At 71.9% G+C, this 19041-nt stretch carries 17 protein-coding genes; 8 read left to right on the plus strand and 9 right to left on the minus strand.

Translation table 11 applies throughout. From position 1 onward, the window contains the following. Positions 1–84 precede the first annotated feature (84 nt). The 5 genes from ACIG5F_RS01430 (at position 85) to ACIG5F_RS01450 (ending at position 3855) form a co-directional block, all read left to right on the plus strand. Positions 85–1026 (plus strand): 5'-3' exonuclease H3TH domain-containing protein, encoded by a 942-nt coding sequence (locus ACIG5F_RS01430; RefSeq protein ID WP_396515382.1) that lies wholly within the window; start codon positions 85–87, stop codon positions 1024–1026. A 220-nt stretch (positions 1027–1246) separates the two neighbouring features. Beyond that, on the plus strand, positions 1247–1372 hold the full coding sequence (locus ACIG5F_RS01435) for a hypothetical protein (protein WP_396515383.1): 126 nt from the start codon (positions 1247–1249) through the stop codon (positions 1370–1372). Positions 1373–1400: 28 nt separating this feature from the next. Then, a complete protein-coding gene (locus ACIG5F_RS01440; protein WP_396515384.1) occupies positions 1401–1988 on the plus strand; it encodes a hypothetical protein in 588 nt (195 codons plus the stop codon). Positions 1989–2077: 89 nt separating this feature from the next. Continuing rightward, on the plus strand, positions 2078–2917 hold the full coding sequence (locus ACIG5F_RS01445) for a hypothetical protein (protein WP_396515385.1): 840 nt from the start codon (positions 2078–2080) through the stop codon (positions 2915–2917). A gap of 182 nt (positions 2918–3099) precedes the next feature. Then, a complete protein-coding gene (locus ACIG5F_RS01450; protein WP_396515386.1) occupies positions 3100–3855 on the plus strand; it encodes a hypothetical protein in 756 nt (251 codons plus the stop codon). On the opposite strand, the gene ACIG5F_RS01455 is transcribed toward ACIG5F_RS01450, so the two are convergent. Together ACIG5F_RS01455 and ACIG5F_RS01460 are read right to left on the minus strand one after the other, a co-directional pair. Further along, a complete protein-coding gene (locus ACIG5F_RS01455) occupies positions 3818–4324 on the minus strand; it encodes a GrpB family protein (protein ID WP_396515387.1) in 507 nt (168 codons plus the stop codon). The two genes, ACIG5F_RS01450 and ACIG5F_RS01455, sit on opposite strands and share 38 nt — an antisense overlap. Beyond that, the gene (locus ACIG5F_RS01460) at positions 4321–5586 is read right to left on the minus strand and encodes an MFS transporter (RefSeq protein WP_396515388.1); all 1266 of its coding nucleotides are present in this window, start codon (positions 5584–5586) and stop codon (positions 4321–4323) included. Before ACIG5F_RS01460 ends, ACIG5F_RS01455 begins: the two co-directional genes overlap by 4 nt. Positions 5587–5668: 82 nt before the next feature. Between ACIG5F_RS01460 and ACIG5F_RS01465 the strand changes: the two genes are divergently transcribed. Beyond that, complete coding sequence (locus tag ACIG5F_RS01465) at positions 5669–5944, plus strand: YggT family protein (protein WP_396515389.1); 276 nt, start codon at positions 5669–5671, stop codon at positions 5942–5944. On the opposite strand, the gene ACIG5F_RS01470 is transcribed toward ACIG5F_RS01465, so the two are convergent. Next, entirely contained in the window at positions 5934–6488 is a 555-nt protein-coding gene (locus ACIG5F_RS01470; protein ID WP_396515390.1) for a TetR family transcriptional regulator, read from the minus strand. The two genes, ACIG5F_RS01465 and ACIG5F_RS01470, sit on opposite strands and share 11 nt — an antisense overlap. Positions 6489–6552: 64 nt before the next feature. On the opposite strand from ACIG5F_RS01470, the gene ACIG5F_RS01475 reads away from it, so the two are divergent. Continuing rightward, positions 6553–7452 carry an oxidoreductase gene (locus tag ACIG5F_RS01475; RefSeq protein WP_396515391.1) on the plus strand — a complete coding sequence of 300 codons (900 nt, stop codon included), beginning with the start codon at positions 6553–6555 and terminating at the stop codon, positions 7450–7452. On the opposite strand, the gene ACIG5F_RS01480 is transcribed toward ACIG5F_RS01475, so the two are convergent. The 4 genes from ACIG5F_RS01480 to ACIG5F_RS01495 form a co-directional block, all read right to left on the minus strand. Then, positions 7442–9922, minus strand: a complete 2481-nt coding sequence (locus ACIG5F_RS01480) for a bifunctional lysylphosphatidylglycerol flippase/synthetase MprF (protein ID WP_396515392.1) — start codon at positions 9920–9922, stop codon at positions 7442–7444. The two genes, ACIG5F_RS01475 and ACIG5F_RS01480, sit on opposite strands and share 11 nt — an antisense overlap. Positions 9923–9950: 28 nt before the next feature. Next, on the minus strand, positions 9951–11129 hold the full coding sequence (locus ACIG5F_RS01485) for a GNAT family N-acetyltransferase (RefSeq protein ID WP_396515393.1): 1179 nt from the start codon (positions 11127–11129) through the stop codon (positions 9951–9953). A gap of 48 nt (positions 11130–11177) precedes the next feature. After that, positions 11178–11888 carry a DUF4333 domain-containing protein gene (locus ACIG5F_RS01490; protein WP_396515394.1) on the minus strand — a complete coding sequence of 237 codons (711 nt, stop codon included), beginning with the start codon at positions 11886–11888 and terminating at the stop codon, positions 11178–11180. A 157-nt stretch (positions 11889–12045) separates the two neighbouring features. Then, the gene (locus ACIG5F_RS01495) at positions 12046–14808 is read right to left on the minus strand and encodes a DEAD/DEAH box helicase (protein WP_396515395.1); all 2763 of its coding nucleotides are present in this window, start codon (positions 14806–14808) and stop codon (positions 12046–12048) included. A gap of 92 nt (positions 14809–14900) precedes the next feature. Between ACIG5F_RS01495 and ACIG5F_RS01500 the strand changes: the two genes are divergently transcribed. Beyond that, complete coding sequence (locus ACIG5F_RS01500) at positions 14901–16577, plus strand: bifunctional 3'-5' exonuclease/DNA polymerase (RefSeq protein ID WP_396515396.1); 1677 nt, start codon at positions 14901–14903, stop codon at positions 16575–16577. Here ACIG5F_RS01500 and ACIG5F_RS01505 read toward each other — a convergent pair. Further along, positions 16559–17464 (minus strand): hypothetical protein, encoded by a 906-nt coding sequence (locus ACIG5F_RS01505; protein WP_396515397.1) that lies wholly within the window; start codon positions 17462–17464, stop codon positions 16559–16561. The genes ACIG5F_RS01500 and ACIG5F_RS01505 overlap by 19 nt on opposite strands. A 43-nt stretch (positions 17465–17507) precedes the next feature. Beyond that, positions 17508–18974: a DHA2 family efflux MFS transporter permease subunit gene (locus ACIG5F_RS01510; RefSeq protein ID WP_396515398.1), complete on the minus strand. Its 1467-nt coding sequence runs from the start codon at positions 18972–18974 to the stop codon at positions 17508–17510. Positions 18975–19041 lie beyond the last annotated feature (67 nt).

Consider the following 19041-nt stretch of genomic DNA (forward strand, 5'->3'; position numbering starts at 1 on the left):
GCGATCGCAGAGACTTCTTTGCAAAGGATTCTCTGCGATTGAACCCGGCTCGATGTTGTCGGGGGCAGCTGGTTGACTTGAGCGATGACCGCCGCCCCGCTGGTGCTCCTGGACTCGGCCAGCCTGTACTTCCGGTCGTTCTACGCGCTGCCGGACTCGATGACCTCCCCCGACGGCCAGCCGGTCAACGCCGTGCGCGGCTTCGCCGACACCGTCGCCCGCATCCTGGTCGACCGGCGGCCCTCGCGCCTGGTCGCCTGCCTCGACGCCGACTGGCGGCCCGAGTTCCGGGTCGCCGCCATTCCGTCATACAAGGCGCACCGGGTCGCCGCCGAGGGCGACGGGGCCGAGGAGGAGGTGCCCGACGCGCTCACTCCCCAGGTGCCGATCATCCTCGACCTGCTCGACGCCGCCGGCCTGGCCACCGCCGAGGCCACCGGCTACGAGGCCGACGACGTCATCGGGGCGCTGGCCCATGCCGAGAAGGTCGACCCCGTCGAGGTCGTCACCGGCGACCGGGACCTGTTCCAGCTGGTGCGCCACTCCCCCACTCCCGTCACCGTGATGTATGTCGGGCGGGGCTGGAACAAGGTCGAGATCATCGGTCCCGCCGAGCTCGCCGCCAAGTACGCCCTGCCCGCCGAGTTCGCCGGCGACGCCTACGCCGAGATGGCCGTCCTGCGCGGCGACCCCTCCGACGGCCTCCCCGGCGTCGCCGGCATCGGCGAGAAGACCGCCGCCAAGCTCATCACCGACTTCGGCTCGCTGCACGCCCTCATCGCCGCCGTCCACGACCCCCGCGACCGCCGGCTCACCGCCCGCGTCCGCACCAAGCTCACCGAGGCCGCCGACTACCTCTCCGCCGCCCCCACCGTCGTGCGCGTCGCCGTTGACGCCCCCGTGCTGATGGACCGTCCGGACGTGGTCCCCGCCGGCGCCGCGGACGTGGATCGCCTGCTGGCGTTGAAGAAGCGCTGGAACCTCGGCACCTCCGTCGACCGGCTGATCGCCGCCCTGAAGCGTTAGCCAACTCCTCGGCGGCGCCGTATGAGTGGTTTGTCCGCTACGGCAGCGTAATCGGACACGGAAACCACGGACACCCGAACGGCGATGATGCCCGATAGGGCATCATCGCCGTTCGCGCCGCGAACCCGGACTTGAAGGCGTGCTACTTTCACGACGCCCGCTCTCACCTTCTACTCTTACCGGGAGAGTCACGATGCGGCGACCAGTCACTATTGGCCTCATGGTCGGCGCGGCCATCGCGGCCGCGATTTTCAGCGCGTCCACCGCACAGGCGGCGCAGCCCACTCACACCACCGCGAACACGATCGTCACCGGCGACAGCAAATCAATCATCCCACCCCAGTAGTGGTCTTCTTTCGTGAATTGGACGACGGATGTCGGTGAACCAGGACGAGCCGGACCAGCGAACGTCCGCCGCCAGGGCGTTCACGCTGACCCTGGCCATCCTGTTCACCGTCCTCCTCGTCGCCTGCCTCACCCAGTGGGGAGCCTTTTCCGGCGTGAGCTGGCTCAACAGTCGGGCCCAGGGATACGAGAAGGTCTGGCCGCAGCAGTGGTCCTTTTTCACCGGGCTTGACAAGAACCAGCTTGTCGATGCCTACGAGATCACGCCGGACGGCACGCTCGGCGCCTCCCAAAATCAGAGAACCGGCTGGTCGGACTACGCCTGGGGGTTGAATCGTGCCGGCGGAACAGAATTGCTCTGGGTCGCGCAGCTCGCGCAGAGCATCCCGCAGCAATACTGGCAGCAGTGCGGCGACGTGGTGCCGAGCGCTTGTCACGTCCAGCGTGGCGCGGGGTATGTCTTCATGACGAGCGATCAGGCGCCCGTGCCGGGGTTGTGCGGGCTGACCGCCATTTCCGTCGACCTGCCCGGCCCGAGCGCCGTCGGGCAACTACCGGGGAACCCGCGGACCGTGTATCGCGTCGCCGTGGTGAATCTGCCCTGCCCGGGCCGATGAGACTCGTGTCATGGCTGCACGGCCTGCCGATCCGCTGGGAGTCACGGGGCACGCCGCTCGCCCTCGGCCGCTGCTTCATCGCCGGCGCCGTGCTGCTCTCGATCGTGTTCACTCCCGACAGCGCCCTGCTCGGAACCACCAGCGGTCTCCCGGCGGCCGGCAGTTGTGACGGGCTCGGGTCACTGTCGCTGTGGTGCCACAGCAATGCGCTGCCCGGCGGAGCGCTGACGGCCCGGTCGCTGTCGATCTGTGTTCTGGTCGTGGCGATGTCGGGGTATCGGCCGAGGTGGACCTGCATTCCGCAGTGGTACGTCACATTCAGCGTCGGTTCGAGCATCTTCACCGAGCTGGGCGTGGACAGCGCGGCCAAGGCGATGACGCTGCTGCTGATCCCGATCTGTCTCGGCGACCGGCGCGTGTGGCAATGGCAGCGACCGGCCGACCCTGTTTCCCCTGGGTGGCGCGGGGCCGCGTTCGCGAGCCATCTGGTTATCAGGTTGCAGGTTTTCATCATCTACGCGACAGCCGTCGTCTCGAAACTGACCGACTCGTCGTGGCAGCACGGCGTGGCGATGTACTTCGTCGCCAACGATCCCACCTACGGCTTCCCCCCGTCGCTCCGCGCCCTGCTGGACCCTCTCCTGAGCACCTACTGGCTGGTGGCCGCACTGTCCTGGTCGGTGGTCGCGATTCAAGGCGTCATCGCGGTCACCATCATCGGGACCCGGCGGATGCGCCTGATCGCCCTGTGCTGCTCGACCGCCCTGCACCTCGCGATCGGCGTGCTGATGTCCCTGCCGACGTTTTCGCTGGCGATGATCGGACTCGTGCTGGCCGCCTACGGCGGTTGCCTGGTCGACCACCACGGCGGTCAACGCAGTGACGCGGGCGGGCTAGCCGGAGCGCACAGAACTTCCTTGGCACACTGAGGGAAGAGTTCGGTTTGGACTGAGGAGTTAATGCGAGGCAGCGTCGGGTATCCGGCACTATGCGACGACTACTTGGGACGATCGCGATGGTGGGGCTGCTGACGGCGTGTGGTGGGGCGCCGGCGGCGACGCCGGGCACGGCTGCGCCGACGCAGGCTCAGTTGCCGAGGGGTGGGCGGACGGTGTTTCCGCAGTACCGGGTGGTGGCGTACTACGGGACGGCGGGGACGAAGGCGTTGGGGGTGCTGGGGCAGGGAACGCCGGAGGACGCGGCGGAGGCGGTGGAGAAGGCGGCGGGGGCGTTCGGGACGCCGGACCGGAAGGTGCAGCCGGCGATGGAGTTCATCGCGACGGTGGCGGACGGGGGCCCGGGCAAGGACGGGGCGTACAGCCATGACGTTGCGGCGCAGCAGGTTCAGGCGTACCTGGATGCGGCTAGGAGGCACAAGGAGCTGTTCATCCTGGACGTCCAGCCGGGGCGGCGGGACTTCCGGGAGGCGGTGAAGCCGTGGCAGAACCTGGTGCGGCAGCCGGATGTGGGGCTGGCGTTGGACGCGGAGTGGCGGATGGGGCCGGGCGAGGTGCCGGGGCAGGCCATCGGGCAGGTGGGGGCGACGGAGGTGAACGGGGTCCTGGACTGGGTGGCGGACCTGACGAAAACCGGTGACCTGCCGCAGAAGGTGGTGGTGCTGCACATGTTCCGGGCCTCGATGATCCCGGACCTGGCCAGCGTGCGGCAGCATCCGGAGCTGGCGTTGGTGCAGCACCTGGACGGCTTCGGGGACGTGAAGACGAAGACGGACATCTACCACGCGATCGCGGCGCCGAAGCAGTTCCACATGGGGTTCAAGCTGTTCTACACCCAGGACAAGCCGCTGCTGGCCCCGCAGGACGTGCTGGCTATGACGCCGCAGCCGGAGTTTGTGAGCTACCAGTGACCGAGACGATGCGGGCGATGAAGGCGGCCTTGGAGGCGGCGTAGCCGGCCCGGTCGTCACGGAAGCGGTCGGCCAGGTAGTACTTGAGCTCGGCGTAGGCCCGCACGGTGTCGGGATGGGTGCGCAGGTAGTCGCGGTAGGCGAGGCTCTGCACCAGGGTGGGGTGGTCGGCGGTCCAGACGGAGAGGCGATGGGCCGGGCCGCCGGGCGGGACGGTGAAGGAGTCCCAGTCGGCGCCGCCGTGGTGGCGGTAGCCGAGCGGGGCCAGGCGGCAGACGGCCGTGGGCAGCTGGTCCGGGGAGTCCAGCACCACGCAGACATCGAGCACGGGCTTGGCGGCCAGATCGGGCACGGCGGTGCTGCCGACGTGCTCGATCCGGCCCAGCCCGCACAGCGCGGCCGCGAGACGGTCCCGCAGCGTGGCGAAGTGCACGGGCCAGGCCGGGTCGTACGGCACGATCTCGATCACCGGGCGGTCCGCAGCCGTGAGACGAGCACGGCCCCGGCGACCATCACCACGCCGATGGTGACCAGGCCCCACTTGCTAGAGCCGAACAGGTCGGTCATCCAGCCCACCCAGTACGGCCCGATGAAGCCGGAGATGTTGCCGATGGAGTTGATCACGCCGATGCCGGCGGCCACCGCGGCCCCGGACAGGAAGGCCGTCGGCAGCGTCCAGAAGCACGGGAACGCGGCCATCACCCCGATGGCGCAGGCGCACAGCCCGACGTAGCCCAGCCACGGCGCGGAGGTCATGAAGGCGGAGATGGCCAGCAGCGCGCCGCCGGCGGCCATCGGGGCCAGGGTGTAGGCCACGGGCTTGCCGATCCGGTCGCAGCGGCGGCCCCACCACACCATGGCGACCGCGCCGATGGCGTACGGCACGGCGGTCAGCAGGGTCACGGCCAGGTTCCCGAAGCCCAGCGAGGTCTTGAGGATGGTCGGCATCCAGAAGCCCAGCCCGTACAGGCCGAAGGTGATGCCGAAGTACACCAGCCCCAGCGCGATCACCCGGGGATGCCGCACGGCCCGCCGCACCGGCATCTCGGCCACGGCCCGCTGCTCGGCGGCCAGCGTCTCGGTGATCCAGGTCCGTTCCTCGGCCGACAGCCAGCGGGCGTCGGCCGGCCGGTTGGGCAGCAGCCACAGCAGGGCCAGGCCGAGCAGCACCGACGGCAGGCCCTCCAGCAGGAACAGCCAGCGCCAGCCGGCCAGGCCGCCGACGCCGTCCAGGCCCAGCAGCAGGCCGCCGAGCGGGGCGCCGATGGCCGTGGACAGCGGCACGGCGGTCATGAACAGGCCGACCACGGTGGCCCGCCGCGCGGCCGGGAACCAGTAGCTCAGGTAGAGGATCATGCCGGGGAAGAAGCCGGCCTCGGCCACGCCCAGCAGGAAGCGCAGCACGTAGAAGCTGACCTCGCCCTGGATGGCGGCGCAGGCAGCGGCCACGATGCCCCACACCACCATGATCCGGGCCATCCAGACCCGCGCGCCGACCCGGTGCATGATCAGGTTGCTCGGGGCGTCCAGCAGCACGTAGCCCACGAACAGCAGCCCCGCGCCCAGCCCGTACGCCGTCGCCGACAGGCCGAGCTGCTTGTTCATGGTCAGCGCGGCCACCGACAGGTTGGTGCGGTCCAGGTACGCGAAGAAGTAGCAGACGGCCATCAGCGGAACCAGGCGCCAGGTGGCCCTGGACAGGGTCCGCTCCCCCACATCGCCGGAGATCATTCGCTGAGCTTATCGACAGCTGCCAGCCGGACACTTCGACCCGGCCCGGCGCGTTGTAGGGGAAACGACCCAAGGAGACGAAATGGGCCTGATCGGCACACTGCTCGGGTGGGTGGTGACCCTCTTCATCCTGGTGATGATCATCCGCATGGTCCTGGACTGGGTGTCGCTGGCCGGCCGCGGCCCGTACTGGACGGCGCGCGCCCGCCGGCTCGCCCACGCCGGCACCGAGCCGGTGATCGCCCCGGTCCGCCGCGTCCTGCCGCCCGTCCGCGCCGGCGGCATCGGCATCGACCTGGCCTTCACGGTGGTCTTCGTGGCCGCCCTGATCGTGCGGGGGATCTTCTTCAGCCTGTGACGGCGACCAGGGCCAGGGCGTCGCGGACGCGGGCGGCGCAGTCGGCGCCGGGGGTGGCCAGCCAGTCCTCGACGGCGACCCGGAGGGCGGCGAAGGTGGCGGCGACGAGCAGGCGGGTGCGCAGGGTCTGCTCGGGGTCGGCGTCGGGGGGCAGGAGCCTGGCGACGAGCTCGTGCTCCTGCTCGACGGAGCGGTGCAGGAAGGTGGCGTGCAGGGCGGGGGTGCGGGCGAGCAGCTCCTGCACCCGGCGGAAGCGGTCGTGGTCGCCGTCGATGGCGGCCACGACGGCCTCGGCCAGCGTGGGGGCGGTGTCGACGGCCGCCATGAGCCGGGCGAACTCCTCGTCGTGCACGGCGAGGAGCACGGCCTCCTTGGCGGGGAAGTAGCGGAAGAAGGTGCGCGGGGACACGTCGACGGCGGCGGCGATCTCCTCCACGGTGGCGGCCTCGAAGCCCTTGGTCTCGAACAGCGCCAGCGCGGCGTCGACCAGGGCCATCCTGGTCTGCTGCTTCTTGCGCTCGCGCAGCCCGCACAACTTGGTCATCGGCGCAGTCTATCCGACCTCGTGTCATTTGACGCCAAGTGTCAGGGTGTGCCACTTTTGTGTCATGACCTCCTGGCGTCCGGCCGACCTGCCCGACCTCACCGGCAAGACCGCGCTCGTCACCGGCGCGAACAGCGGCATCGGCCTGCACGCGGTGCTGGGCCTGGCCGAGCACGGCGCGCACGTGCTGCTCGCGGCCCGCAATCCGGAGCGCGGCGAGAAGGCCGTGGCGGCGGTCCGCAAGCAGCTGCCGGCGGCGAAGGTGGAGCTGGTGCACCTGGACCTGGCCGACCTCACCGCCGTGCGCGAGGCGGCCAAGACGGTCCTGGCCGAGCACGAGCACCTCGACCTGCTGATCAACAACGCCGGCGAGAAGATGGTGACCGAGCGGCGCACCACCCGGGACGGCTTCGAGGCCCAGTTCGGCACCAACCACCTCGGCCACTTCGCGCTGACCGGCCTGCTGCTGCCGGCGCTGCGCCCGGGCGCGCGGGTCGTGAACATCACCAGCCTGGCCCACAAGTTCGCGCCGTTCGACTTCGCCGACCCGCAGCACGAGCGCCGCTACTCGCCCAGCAAGTCCTACGGCAACTCCAAGCTGGCCAACATGATCTTCACGCTGGAGCTGGACCGCCGGCTGGCCGGCACCGGCGTCGCCAGCATGGCCGCGCACCCGGGCTTCGCCCTGGAACCCGGCCAGAGCCTCGGCAACCCGGCGCTGGACCTGCTGATCGCGCCGATCAAGCAGGACATGGCCGGCGGCGCGATGCCCACCCTGTACGCCGCGACCGTGCCCAACCTGCCCGGCGGCTCGCTGATCGGACCCGGGAACCTGTTCCGCACCAAGGGATTCCCGCGCCCGGAAAAGCCATCGGCCAAGGCCACCGACCCCCAGGTGGGCCGGCGCCTGTGGGAGCTGTCCGAGGAGCTGACCGACGTCCGCTACCTCAGCGCTACTTCCTGAACAGCTTCGACACCAGCCGCAGCCCCTGCCGGGCCGTGAGGTCCGGCAGGTAGGCCCGGCCGATGGCGTTGCCGATGGCCGGCAGCGCCCCGGAATCCGGGTAGGCCATGAACAGCGGCCGGTACTCGGGCTGGAACTTGGCCTTGAAGCTCAGCAGCGACCGGAACCCGTACACCGGCTCCAAAGCCTTGCCGGTGACGTCCAGGATCCGTTGCAGCGACGAGACTTCCTCGCCCCGGTCCAACCGGGCCAGCGGCGCGCCGGACAGGCTGAGGAACCGGGCGCCCTCCTCCTTCAGCGTCAGCGCGGCCGAGGCGATCATGAACTCGGTGACGCCGCGGAAGCCGGCGCCCCGACGGCGCATGAAGTCCAGCGTCCAGCCGACCGGCTCGTCGTTCTCGTACACCGGCAGCCAGCTGGTCACGCCATGCACGGTGCGGTCCCGGTCCACCGCCACCAGGCAGCGCACCGACCGGTCGGCCAGCTCGTCCAACCCGCCCAGGGTGAAGCCCATCTCGGGCATTCCCTTGTCCGCCACCCATTCCTCGGAGATGGCCCGCACCTGGTCGGTGATGGCCAGCGGCGCGTCCGGATAGGACAGCCACTCGGCGGTGATGCCCTCCTTGCCGGCCTTGTTCAGCGCCGTGCGCACGTCCTGCCACTTCTTGCCGGTGAACTCCAGGTCGGCCAGCGGCACCACGGTGTCCTCGGCGACCTGCACCGTCTGCCAGCCCAGGGCCACGGCCGCGTCGCGCACGTCGGCGGTGATGCTGTAGAGGCACGGGGTCCAGCCGTTGTCGGCGCAGAACTCCTGGAAGCCGACCACCACCTCGCGGTGCAGGCCGGGGTCGCCGATCGGGCCGCCGGTGGTCAGCGCGACCGTGGCCGACACCCGGTAGGCCAGCGCCGCCTGCCGCAGCGGCGTGAACCAGTACTGGTTGCCGGGCCAGGTCGTCATGTACGCCAGCGAGGAGTTGGCGTTGCGCTCCATGAGTTTGCGGGCGACCACGGTGGCGTCGGCGTCCTGCACCGGCTTGGCCCGCCAGAAGCTGACCAGCAGCCCGATCAGCAGCACCACCCAGAACACCGCGCCGGTGTACTCCCAGACCAGGCCGGCCAGGCCGCCGGTGGGCAGGAAGTCGATGTCGGCCAACAGGATGTAGCCGGGCGGCAGGTACCGGGACGGCAGGTCGCCCAGCAGGCCGCCCAAGTCCGGCACCGGCTTGAAGTGGGCCCGGTCCAGGTAGCCGACGCCGACGTAGACCGCCGAGGTGGCCAGGAAGGTGCCGAGCAGGCCGGCCGCGAGCCGCCGGTAGGTGCGCTGCGGCGCGGTCACCGTGAACACGTCCCGGGTGACCAGCAGCAGCCCGCACACCGCGAACGGCAGCAGCATCGGCGGGATGTTGGGGATCACGTCGTTGAGGCTGGACTCGCTGAAGTACAGGTAGCCGCCGATGAACACGACGCAGCTCAGCCCGAGCATGGCGTTGAACAGCAGCGCCAGCCACCACGCGAACCGCCGCCCGCGGCGCAGCCCCTCGGCCACGGCCAGCAGCAGCAGCGCCGGCGCGATCGAGGTGACCGCCGAGCCGATGCCGGTGCCCAGCGTCTCGGAGGTGACCAGCCGGCACTGCGCGGTGTCCTGGGCCCCGTTGGCGCAGGCCTCGGCGACCGAGTCGGCGCCGACGGCCGGTGAGGCGAACATGATCTCCAGCAGGCCCAGCGGGCCGGCCGCCGACTTGGAGAACAAGGTGGCGATCGGCCCCAGCGCGGTCGCCGCGACCAGCATCGCCACCAGGACCTTGGTCTCCGAGCGGGACGGGGCGTTCATCGCCACGCGCGGCGGCCGGTTGAGCAGGGCCAGCCCGATGACCAGGCCGGCGATGCCGCCGGCCAGCCGCACCACGTCCTGCATGGTGCCGGAGTACAGCACCAGCACGGACGCGCCGACCAGCACGAACAGCCGCAGCCGCCGGCGCCACAGCGCGCCGAGCCGGCAGCTCAGGGCCAGGCCGAGGCCGGCGACGCCCGGCGACAGGCCGAGCGAGGTGTCGTGCACGATGCTCGCCGTCCACGGCTCGCCGGTCAGGGCGACCAGCCGCACCGCCGGGATCGCCACCAGCACGGCCAGGACCTGGCTGGCCGCCAGCACCAGCATGCTGCGCCGGGGCCCGAGCCGCCGCTCCGCCGGCACGCCGATCACCAGCAGCAGCAGGGTGGTCAGCAGGTAGCCGGTGAGGTCGAAGCACCACATGCCGTTGGTGACGACGGTCCACAGGTTGCCGGCGGCGAAGTCGTCCCAGGACACGGCGACCACGTCGTACAGGTTGTCCGGCGGGCCGCCGGGCAGGCTGCCGGTGACGATCGCCGTCAGCCAGAGCAGCCCGACCAGGCCGATGGTGAACGGGGCGCGTCGCAGTGCCACCAGCGCGTGCGCGGCGTTGCGACGCCAGCTGGCGAGCGTGGTCATGGTGCTCCAGGCGGTAGGTCGTCGAACGTCAGAAGTAGGTTCCGCACCAGGGGGCCTCGTCGAGCCGGAACAGCCGGTCCGCGTCGGCCAGCGCCGTCCGGTCGGCCACCTCGACCCGGCCGGCGGCGGCGAACCGGCTCAGCGGCCGGTCGCCCAGGTAGGCCGCGGCCAGGTCGGCGACGCCCAGCCGGAGCTGGGGGTCCCGGTCGGTGCGCTCGGCGCCGTCCGGCCCGACCAGGTAGCGGCCGCTGTTGGCCGGGAGTAACTCGTCCACGACCTCGAGCACCACCGGCTCGGCCGGTCCGTAGGCGCGGACGGACAGCGCGGCCGGCACGTCGACCAGCCGCAGCCAGGTCTCGTCCTCGATCTCGGTGTACCGGCAGGCCCGCGGGTCGACCAGCAGCAGGTCCAGGTCCTCGTCGACCGGCCGGCCCTCGGCCACGACCGTGTCGACCAGGTCGAGGCCGCGCAGGAACGACCACAGCGCGACGGTGGCCGCCGGGGTGGCGGCGAACAGCGCCAGCACCTCCAGCCGGTGGCCGTAGTGGTCGCCGACGTGCTTGGTCTTGAACACGGCGAAGCCGTCCTCGTGCAGCACGAGGCGGACGAAGCCCTCGCGGCGCAGCGTCAGCCGCCAGTACCCGTCGCTCAGGATCACGCCGCCGGGCCGGGCCGCGCCGAACCGCTGGGTCAGCCCGGGCACGAGCCGCCGCACCTCGTCCTGGTCCTGCACCAGGCGAACCTCGCCGGCCGCCTGGACCTGGTCGTGGAACCGGGCCGTGCGGTCCAGCTGGACCTTGCGGTAGCGGGTCGCCACGCCGTAGCCGTACCGCCGGTAGATCGAGCCCTCGGTGGCCCGCAGCGAGGCCAGCGGCGCGGACACGCCCTCCAGGAACGTCCGCATCACCGATGTGAGCACTCCTCGGCGCGTGCGGTCGGCCCGCACCCCGACCCGCGACACGGCGGCCATCGGCACGACTTTGCCGCCCGGCAACGCGATCACGCTGTCGGTGGCGGCGAGCGTGCCGATCATGCCGGAGTCGTCGAACGCGCCCAGCACGGTCGCGCCGTCGTAGCTGTCCAGCACGAACGCCCACAGCTCGTCGTCGACGCGCGGATCGTGCATCGCCGAGCGGAACAGGGTGTGGGCGTCGCGCAGCTGGTCTTCACCGCTCAACGAACGGACTTCATGCGGCGGCTTGGTCATGTCCCGAACTCTACTGACGGCGCTGAAACGGATTACGGCGAACGAGGGTCACTGCGGCTGACCGACCTCGTAGTGGCCGTCGTCGCTCTTCACGGTGATCTGCACGGTCTTCTGCGCGCCGTCCACCGTGACCTGGCAGGTGAAGGTGGTCCCGGTCGTGACCGCCTGGTTGTCCGGGCACTGCACGTTGCTGGCCTTGAGCTTGTAGTCGTTGGTCAGCACGCCGGTGACGCCCTGCTCGACCTTGGCCGTGTCGAAGACCTTCCGGGTGAACACGCCGCTGACCAGCAGCACGACCACCACGATGACGATCAGCGCCGCCACGCCGATGATGCCGAAGACCAGGCCGCGCTTGCGGGGCGCGGGGGCGCCGGGGAAGCCGCCGCCGAACTGGCCGCCGGGCTGCGGCTGCTGCCCCCACTGCGGCTGCCCGGGCTGGGGCTGCTGGCCCCACTGGGCGGTCTGCTGCGCCGGCTGGCCGTAGGGGTTGAAGCCGGGCTGGGGCTGCTGCGGGTAGCCGGGCTGGCCGCCGCCGTACGGGCTGGGCTGCTGGTACTGGCCGGGCTGGGGTTGCTGAGGCTGGGGCTGCTGGGGCTGGGCCGGCTGGCCGTACGGGTTGGAGGGCTGGCCCCACTGCGGCTGTTGTTGCTGCGGCTGGGCCGGAAAGCCACCGGACGGTGTGCCGGGATACCCGCCTTGGGGCTGCTGGCCCCACTGCTGCGGATCGTTGCCCCCGGACGGTCCGTACGGGCTGGTCATTGTCGCCTCCGAGCTCTCTTCAACACCGAAATCCGGCCGCTTGGCCGCGATCAAACCACAGGCCGGCCCCGCCGCGTGGCCACCCAGCGGTAGAACACTGCCCAAACGTGTCCCACCGCGCACGCTGCCACCATCCCGCCGGGGGCGGATCCGCCGTTCAGAGGGTGCCCATCGCCACCACTCCCCGGCGCAGCGCCTTGACCGCCTCGGCGGCGGTCGCGCCGACCGGCTCGCTCCTGCCGACCACGTCCCGGAGCTGGTCGAGCAGGTCGATCACCTGCCGGCACCAGCGCACGAAGTCGCCGGCCGAGATCTCCTGGCCGTTGGTCTCGGCCGCGGTGAGCACCTTCTCCAGCGACTCGCCGCGGGCCCAGCGGTAGACCGGCCAGGCGAAACCGGTGTCGGGCTGGCGGGTGCGGTCCAGCTTGTGCCGGCGCTCGTCCTCCTCGATGGAGGCCCACAGCCGCATGGTCTCCTGCATCGCCGTGACGACCTCCGGCGTGGGCAGGCGCGGGTCCATCGGGCCGTCCCGGCGGGCCTCGAACACCAGCGATGACACCACCGCCGCCAGCTCCGGCGCCGTGAGGTTCTCCCAGACGCCGTTGCGCAGGCACTCGGCGGCCAGCAGGTCGGACTCGCTGTAGAGGCGGGCCAGCCGTCGGCCGTGCTCGGTGACGCCGTCGCCGTCGGACGCCAGATAGCCGCGTTCCCGCAGCAGGCCCCGGATCCGGTCGAACGCGCGGGCCAGGGAGTGCGTGGTCGAGGCGACCTGGCGCTCCAGGCGCTCGGTCTCGGCCAGCAGCCGGTGGTAGCGCTCGGCCCAGCGGGCGTGCGCCTCCCGGTCGTCGCAGCCGTGGCACGGGTGCGCGCGCATGGCCCGGCGCAGCGCCCCCAGCTCGGCGTCGTCGTGGGCGTCGCCGCGGCCGCGCCGGCCCTGCCGGTGCGGGGCGGTGATTCCGGTCTCACGCAGGCTGTTGGCCAGGTCCCGGCGGATCCGCGGCGAGCGCCAGTCCACGTTCTTGGGCAGCCGCATCCGGCCCAGCGCCTCCACCGGGGCCGGGAAGTCGGCCACCGACAGCGTGCCGGCCCAGCGGTCCTCGGTCAGCACGAACGGCCGGGGCTCGCCCAGCGGGTCCAGGCCCGGGTCGATCACCACGGCGATGCCCGAACGGCGGCCCGAGGGCACGGCGATCACGTCGCCCTTGCGCAGCCGCTCCAGGGACTCGGCCGCCTCGGCCCGGCGGCTGGCGCTGTTCTGCCGGGACAGGGCCTTCTCCCGGTCGGTGAGCTGGCGGCGCAGCTCGGCGTACTCGGCGAAGTCGCCCAGGTGGCAGGTCATGGACCTGGCGTAGCCGGCCAGGGCCTCCTTGCCGCGTTCGATGCGGCGGGACAGGCCCACCACCGAGCGGTCGGCCTGGAACTGGGCGAAGGACTGCTCCAGCATCTCCCGGGCCGCCTGCGCGCCGACCTGGTGGACCAGGTTGACGGCCATGTTGTAGCCGGGCCGGAAGCTGGAGTGCAGCGGGTAGGTGCGGGTCGAGGCCAGGCCGCCGACCTGCTTGGGGTCGATGCCCGGCTGCCACACCACCACGGCGTGGCCCTCCACGTCGATGCCGCGGCGGCCGGCGCGGCCGGTGAGCTGGGTGTACTCCCCCGGCGTGAGGTCGACGTGGGCCTCGCCGTTGTACTTGACCAGCTTCTCCAGCACCACCGTGCGGGCCGGCATGTTGATGCCCAGGGCCAGCGTCTCGGTGGCGAACACGACCTTGACCAGGCCGCGCACGAACAGCTCCTCGACCGTCTCCTTGAACGCCGGCAGCAGGCCGGCGTGGTGGCTGGCGATGCCCCGCTCCAGGGCCTCCCGCCACTCCCAGTAGCCGAGCACGATCAGGTCGCCCTCGGGCAGGTCCTTGGTCCGCTCGTCGATGACGGCCCGGATGACGTCGAGGTCCTCCGGGGAGGTCAGCCGCATGCCGGCCCGCACGCACTGCTGCACGGCGGCCTCGCAGCCGGCCCGGCTGAACACGAAGTCGATGGCCGGCAGCAGGCCGGCCTGCTCCAGCCGGCCGACCACGTCCACCCGCGACGGCGGCCGGAACCGGGGGCCGCCGCCGCGGGCCCGGGACGCGCGCGGGCCCCGGCCGTGGCTGAACGGCACGTGGTGGCGGCCCATCTCCTCGGCCCGCCGCAGCAGCTGCGGGTTGATCCGGGCCTCGTTGCCGCCGTCGTCGGCGAACAGGTCGACGATCCGCCCGCCCAGCAACATGTGCTGCCACAGCGGAACCGGCCGGATCTCGTCGACGACCACGGCGGTGTCGCCGCGGACCTCGACCAGCCACTCGCCGAACTCCTCGGCGTTGCTGACGGTGGCCGACAGGCCCACCACCCGGACCGTGTCGGGCAGGTGCAGGATCACTTCCTCCCACACCGCGCCGCGGAACCGGTCGGCCAGGTAGTGCACCTCGTCCATCACCACGAAGGCGAGGTTGTCCAGCGCCGAGGAGCCCGCGTACAGCATGTTGCGCAGCACCTCGGTGGTCATCACCACCACCGGGGCGTCGCCGTTGATCGAGGAGTCGCCGGTCAGCAGGCCGACCTTGTCCGAGCCGTAGCGGGCGGTCAGGTCGGCGAACTTCTGGTTGGACAGCGCCTTGATCGGCGTGGTGTAGAAGCACTTGCCGCCCTGGCCCAGCGCGAGGTGCACGGCGAACTCGCCGACCACGGTCTTGCCGGCGCCGGTCGGCGCGCACACCAGCACGCCGTGCCCGTCCTCCAGGGCCTCGCAGGCCTGGCGCTGGAACGGGTCGAGCTCGAAGGAGAGCACCGAGACGAAGTCGGTCAGCCGGGGCCGGACGGAGCGGCGCCGGGACGCCGCGTAGGCCTCGGCGGGAGACCGGTCCGGTGAGACGCTGGAAGCCACGACACCAGGCTGTCACATCCCACCGACAAACGCGTCCAAGATCTACTGCGGCGCGTCCCGAAACTGTCAGGGGTGCGCGTTTAGATGTGGGTGTGCGGGTTGCGGTGGCGCCCACCGGCGAGGGCGGGGCGTGGACGCGGGAGCTGGCCGAGGACGGTCAGCCCCTCGGCCAGCCGCGCCTGTGGACCGATCTCGAGATCGCGGTCGCCGCGTACGAGCCGTCCGGGCCGCGCTGGGTGTGGGCCCACACCATGGACATCTATCCCCGGCTGCTGGCGGCCGGGGTGCGGGTGGAGCGCTGCCACGACGTCGAGCTGACCGAGACCCTGCTGATGGGCTACGTCGGCCGGTGGGGTTCGCCGAGGGGCGTGCCGGCGGCGTGGGCGCGGATGAACGGCGGGCCGGTGCCGCCTGACAAGCCCGCCCGCGCCCGGGACACGCAGCCGACCCTGTTCGACGCCGAGCAGGCGGATCCCTTGAACGGGGCGGATCCGCTGGAGGTGCTGGTCGCCGTGCACGCCGACCAGCTCAGGCGGATCGGCGAGACGGCGCTGCCGGGGCGGTTCCGGCTGCTGGTGGCGGCCGAGTCGGCCGGGGCGCTGGCGGCGGCCGAGATGGGGCACGTGGGTCTGCCGTGGCGGGCCGACGTGCACTCCGCCCTGCTGACCGAGATGCTGGGCGCGCGGCAGGCCTACGGGGTGCCGCCGCGCAAGCTGGGCGAGCTGTCCGAGCGGGTGGGGCTGGCGCTGGGCGACCGGCGGCTGCACCTGGACTCGCCGGCCGAGGTGCTCAAGGCGTTCGCCCGGGTCGGCATCCGGCTGTCGTCCACGCGGTCGTGGGTGCTCAAGGAAGTGGATCACCCGGCGGTGCCGCTGCTGCTGGAGTACAAGGAGCTGTACCGGATCTACACCGCGCACGGCTGGGCCTGGCTGTCGGCGTGGGTGCACGACGGCCGGTTCCGGCCCGAGTACGTGCCCGGCGGCGTGGTGTCCGGCCGGTGGGCCTCGCGGGGCGGCGGGGCGCTGCAGATCCACAAGCGGGTGCGGCGGGCGGCCATCGCCGACCCGGGCTGGGTGCTGGTGGTGGCCGACGCCGGACAGCTGGAGCCACGGGTGCTGGCCGCGCTGGCCGGGGACGAGAAGCTGGCCCGCGCCGGGGCGTCCGGGGACCTGTACCGGGCGCTGGCCGACGAGGCCTTCGGCGGGGACCGGCCCCGGGCCAAGATCGGCATGCTGGCCGCCCTGTACGGGCAGACCAGCGGCGAGGCCGGAGTGCTGGTGGCGGCGCTGCGCAAGAAGTTCCCCCGGGCCGTGGACCACGTGGAGAAGGCCGCCCAGATCGGCGAGTCCGGCGGGCTGGTCCGGTCCTGGCTGGGCCGCACCTGCCCGCCGGCGACCTCCGGCTGGGTCGAGGGCGCGCTGGATCCCGAGCCGGCCGAGGAGGTCTCCGACTCCGGGGCCCGCAACCGGGCGCGGGGCCGCTTCACCCGCAACTTCGTCGTCCAGGCCAGCGCCGCCGACTGGGCCCTGGCCCTGCTGGCCACCCTGCGCACCTCGCTGACCGGCGTCGGCGTCGAGGGCGCGCGTCCGGAGCTGGTGTTCTTCCAGCACGACGAGGTGATCGTGCACTGCCGAGCCGAGGACGCCCCCGAGGTCACCGCCCTGCTCGAACAAGCCGCCGACACCGCCGGCCGCGTCGTCTTCGGCGACACCCCCGCCCGCTTCCCCCTCGATATCGCCACCGTCGAGTGCTACGCCGATGCCAAGTGAGGGACCAGCTGCACGAGGCGGCCGCCGGTGTGCAGCACGATCGGGGACAGGCGGGTGCGCTCGGAGCCGTAGGCCTCGTCATCGGAGCCGAGGAGCCAGTCGGCTAGCTGCGGGGGCAGGGTGAAGAACAGGCGGAAGGCGGCGGAGCCGTCGGCGGGAATGAGGGCCCACTGGGCCGGGCCGGCGACGCGCTCGACGCGGACTTCGATGTCGGGTTGGGGGGCGCGGTCGAGGTAGGCGGCGAAGCCCTGTGGCGACTCGGGCATCAGGATGACGAGCGGCAGGGTGTCGGAGAAGCCGATGAGCAGGCAGCTGTCGGGCGGGGTGACGCCGGCGGCGATGCGTGCCAGCTCGGGGTGGTCGGGGGCGGCCGACGAGCCGGTGCCGAGGGCGGCGCGGACGGCGGCGCGGAGTTGGACGGTGGAGAACGGCGCGATGCCGCCGTTCTCCACGAGCCGGGCCATCTCGGTGGCGACCCGGTCGGCCGCCCGGACCAGCGGCGCGAACGCGGGCCGGGACAGGTCGACCATGGGGATCTCCCGGGCGAACGCCAGGCGTTGCGAGGCGACGGTGAACCCGGTGGCGGAGAACAGCAGATAGCGGTGCCGGGCCGGCCCGGGCGACTGGCGGGCCCAGGCGGCGGCCAGGAGTTGCCGGGCGCGGCGGACGGCGTCCACGCCGACGCGCCGCGCCCGGAATCTGACCTCGAAGACCATCCGCTCCTCCCAGACCCGGGCCGGGAAGGAGAACGGGATCCGCATCCCGACCTGCCCCACCACCCCGCTGGCCGCGGGGGCCAGCAGCCGGTAGCCGCTGTCGCCCCGGTCGAGCAGGCAGGCCGCCAGCTCCTCGAGCACCTTCTCCCGCAACACCTCTAGCGTGGTCACCCGCACGTTCCCTTCCCCCAGTGCCCGCGTCGACGCCGCTTGGTCAGCGTTTCGGCGCGGCGTTGATCAGCAGTGCGCAGAGCACGGCGGCGGCGACCAGAATGCCCGCGCCCCAAGCACTTGCCACCACGTAGCCGTGCACGGTGCCGGCCTGCACGACGTCGGCGGTCTTGGTGACGCTGGCCGCGATGAACGACGCCGTGGCCATGGTGGCGATGGTGTTGAACAGGGCGGTGCCCAGCGAGGCGCCGATCTGGCCGGAGGCGCTCACGGTGGCGGCGGTGACGCCGGCGTCGCGCGGGGTGGTGCCGCTCAGGGCGGTGTTCATCGCCGGCGAGTTGGTCAGGCCCAGGCCGATGCCGAGGATGATCTCCGCCGGCAGGATGCCCAGCACATAGCTGCTGTCCGGGGTGAGGAAGGTGAACAGGAACACCGCGCCGGCCGAGAGCAGCAGGCCGGGCGAGACCAGCCAGCGCGGCGGCACGATCGGCGTCAGCTTCTGCACGAGCGAGGTGGCGGCGACGCCGTTGGCGATGACCAGCGGGATGGCCGCGAAGCCGGTCAGCAGGGCCGAGTAGTGCATGACCTCCTGCAGGTAGTAGGTGAGGAACAGCAGCACGCCGAACATGCCGACCCGGGACAGGCCCATGCCGAGGAACGCGCCGGCACGGTTGCGTTCGGTGAGGATCCGCATCGGCAGCATCGGGTGCGCGACCCGCCGTTCCACGAGCACGAACGCGGCCAGCCCGACCACCGCGACCGCCATCGAGACCAGGACCTGGCCGCTGCCCCAGCCGTACTCGGCGGCCGAGGACAGGCCGTAGGTGAGCGCGACCATGCCGACGCAGGCCAGCACGGTGCCGACCAGGTCGAACCGGGTGTCCTGCTTGCCGGCCAGGTCGGGCAGCACCAGCAGCGCGCCGACGGCGGCCACCACCGCGATCGGCAGGTTGATGTAGAGGCACCAGCGCCAGTCGAGGTAGGTGGTGAGCAGGCCGCCGATGGGCAGGCCGAGGGCGGTGCCGCCGAGGGCGATGGCGCTGGCGATGCCGATGGCCTTGGTGCGCTCGCGTTGCTGGGTGAACATGGTGGCGATCAACGACATCAGCGACGGCGAGAGCACGGCCGCGAACGCGCCCTGCACCGCCCGGGCGCCGATGATCATCGCCGGGAACTGGGCCGCGCCGCCGACCGCGGAGGCGGCGGCGAAGCCGATGACGCCGATCAGGAACGTGCGCTTGCGGCCGAGCCGGTCGGCCAGGTTGCCGCCGAACAGCAGCAGGCCGCCGAAGGCCAGCGTGTAGGCGGTGATCACCCACTGCCGGTCGGCGTCGGTCAGGCCGATGCCGTGCTGGACCGACGGCAGCGCCACGCTCATGACCGTCACGTCCAGCATCACCATCAGCTGGGCCAGCGAGACGATCGCCAGGCCCAGCCACTTCCGCCCGCCCAGAGCGCCCCCCGGTCCGGCGGCCGCCGCCGGCCGGGTCCGTCGGTCTGTCTCGCTCATCCGAAGCCCCCTGCATTTACTTACGCGTGAGTAAAACTTACTTACGCGAAGGTAAGCTACACTGGCC

Origin of the sequence: Kutzneria sp. NPDC052558 (assembly GCF_044547355.1) — a bacterium.
Lineage (GTDB): Bacteria > Actinomycetota > Actinomycetes > Mycobacteriales > Pseudonocardiaceae > Kutzneria.

What these genes read in the sequence shown, in the direction of transcription:
- ACIG5F_RS01430 (WP_396515382.1), top strand. Translation starts at nt 85, where the DNA reads ATGACCGCCGCCCCGCTGGTGCTCCTGGACTCGGCCAGCCTGTACTTC.
- ACIG5F_RS01435 (WP_396515383.1), top strand. Translation starts at nt 1,247, where the DNA reads ATGGTCGGCGCGGCCATCGCGGCCGCGATTTTCAGCGCGTCCACCGCA.
- ACIG5F_RS01440 (WP_396515384.1), top strand. Translation starts at nt 1,401, where the DNA reads ATGTCGGTGAACCAGGACGAGCCGGACCAGCGAACGTCCGCCGCCAGG.
- ACIG5F_RS01460 (WP_396515388.1), bottom strand. Translation starts at nt 5,586, where the DNA reads ATGATCTCCGGCGATGTGGGGGAGCGGACCCTGTCCAGGGCCACCTGG.
- ACIG5F_RS01465 (WP_396515389.1), top strand. Translation starts at nt 5,669, where the DNA reads ATGGGCCTGATCGGCACACTGCTCGGGTGGGTGGTGACCCTCTTCATC.
- ACIG5F_RS01470 (WP_396515390.1), bottom strand. Translation starts at nt 6,488, where the DNA reads ATGACCAAGTTGTGCGGGCTGCGCGAGCGCAAGAAGCAGCAGACCAGG.
- ACIG5F_RS01475 (WP_396515391.1), top strand. Translation starts at nt 6,553, where the DNA reads ATGACCTCCTGGCGTCCGGCCGACCTGCCCGACCTCACCGGCAAGACC.
- ACIG5F_RS01480 (WP_396515392.1), bottom strand. Translation starts at nt 9,922, where the DNA reads ATGACCACGCTCGCCAGCTGGCGTCGCAACGCCGCGCACGCGCTGGTG.
- ACIG5F_RS01485 (WP_396515393.1), bottom strand. Translation starts at nt 11,129, where the DNA reads ATGACCAAGCCGCCGCATGAAGTCCGTTCGTTGAGCGGTGAAGACCAG.
- ACIG5F_RS01490 (WP_396515394.1), bottom strand. Translation starts at nt 11,888, where the DNA reads ATGACCAGCCCGTACGGACCGTCCGGGGGCAACGATCCGCAGCAGTGG.
- ACIG5F_RS01510 (WP_396515398.1), bottom strand. Translation starts at nt 18,974, where the DNA reads ATGAGCGAGACAGACCGACGGACCCGGCCGGCGGCGGCCGCCGGACCG.